3 protein-coding genes are annotated in these 1,759 nt (G+C 47.7%); all 3 read left to right on the top strand.

What is annotated here, in order from left to right; genetic code table 11:
* The coding region (locus HMPREF2609_RS10795) for a ribonuclease domain-containing protein (protein WP_305793656.1) at positions 1–298 on the top strand (298 nt) is incomplete at its 5' end.
* Between the two features lie 7 nt (positions 299–305).
* Positions 306–923, top strand: a complete 618-nt coding sequence (locus HMPREF2609_RS07495; protein ID WP_070536161.1) for a hypothetical protein — start codon at positions 306–308, stop codon at positions 921–923.
* Between the two features lie 77 nt (positions 924–1,000).
* The gene (locus HMPREF2609_RS07490; protein ID WP_083296716.1) at positions 1,001–1,621 is read left to right on the top strand and encodes a ribonuclease domain-containing protein; all 621 of its coding nucleotides are present in this window, start codon (positions 1,001–1,003) and stop codon (positions 1,619–1,621) included.
* Positions 1,622–1,759: the final 138 nt, after the last annotated feature.

Genomic DNA, 1,759 nt, shown 5'->3' with positions numbered 1-1,759 from the left:
AAAGGGCGGAAATCTGCATCCTGATGCACGGTTCCAAGATTTTAACAATGAATTAGAATACAGACTTAATAGGGGTACTCCTGAAGAGGTTACTCATACGTATGTTCCTTTGCCGACTCGTATGACCAATAAAGATGCCACAGAGTTTATGGATCTGAAATACTATGAGACGACCATCAAAGTACCGGGCGAAGCAACAACAGAAAAATTTGGCACACATCGCTTAGTCATAGCTAATAATGGAACCATGTACTACACCCCGGACCACTACCGAACCTTTATTCTCATTAAGGAGTAAACAATTTATGGGTTACTACGACGATGGGCGTGGCAATAGCTTCTTCCCCGCTATCTACATCACCGAAGACAAGGTGCTGGAACGCCAAACTCAAGCCCTCCGCGATAAGGGCTGGGCCATCATCGAAATATCCTGCAAAAACATAGCAGCCTCCCAAGACCCACAAGCAGGAGCCCTCGAAATCATCCGAGCCGTCAACCTCCCGCACAAACTCCCAGATGACAACTTCATGAGCTGGACCCAAGAAATCATCTCAGACCTCGACTGGCTCGACCTAAGCAAAGGAGTCTTCGTCATCCTCAAAGACTATGACGCTCTCTTCACCCCCTGGAGCGGTCCTGAAGAATTTGAAGCAAAATGGATGGCACGACACCTACAAACCGTAGACAGCAACTTACGGCACCGTCACACCCGATTCGCCTACGCTGATTACGACCCACCCCACGTACTCTACGCTATAGAAGTATCCCGTAATAAGCTCGATACAGTCCTCGATTTTTTCGAAGGACACGCTACCATCATCGAAAGCTTCGACGAGGATAACCCAGGGGCAGAATACCCACCTTTTAAAAAATATGTCGATGAGACCCGCAGGAACAGGTTATACGGTATCTCTACCTGGTGATTGAAAGTACATTAGATGCCCAGAACCGTCCACACACGCACGAAGAAATCTTCCCTCCCATTAAGAGATAAACAATTATGAGCTACTACGACGACGGGTACGGCAATAGCTTCTTCCCCGCTATCTACATCACCGAAGACAAGGTGCTCAAACGCCAAACTCAAGCCCTCCGTGATCAAGGATGGGCAGTTATCGAGATATCCTGTGCAGCTATTGTTCGTGATGGAGACGCAGGAGTCAAAGAAATCCTACGCGCCATAGAGTTCCCCTACGACACACCTACAGTAGGAGACCCAGTAGGGTGGACTGAAGAATTTATTGAAGACCTTCACTGGCTCGACCTAAGCAAAGGAGTCTTCGTCATCCTCAAAGACTATGACGCGCTCTTTTCTGTGCATAATGCACCCGAATACTACAACGCCAAACGCATGGCACGACACCTACAAACCGTAGACAGCAACTTACGGCACCGTCACACCCGATTCGCCTACGCTGATTACGACCCACCCCACGTACTCTACGCTATAGAAGTGTCCCGCGATAAACTCGATACTGCGCTGGAGTTCTTCGAAGGACACGCCACTATCATCCCTGAATTCGATGAAGATAACCCAGGAGCAGAACGTTTGATTGTCGGTTCTGATGGGAGTATGTATTACACTCCTGATCACTATAAGACCTTTGTCCGAATTTTCTAAAGGAGATCATGATGACTTACGAAAAAAAATATAAGGATGAGTTCATTGTTCCGGTGTTCACTTACGAGAGTGGGTATTGGGAGAAAGTCATGAAGCCTCGTTTGCAGGAGCAGGGGTGGTATATCGCTGAAGTGGATT

Origin of the sequence: Rothia sp. HMSC058E10, from assembly GCF_001809415.1 — a bacterium.
GTDB classification, from domain to species: Bacteria; Actinomycetota; Actinomycetes; order Actinomycetales; family Micrococcaceae; genus Rothia; species Rothia dentocariosa.
Note: the sequence above shows the minus strand (reverse complement) of the source record. Positions and strands in the feature narration are given on the sequence as shown.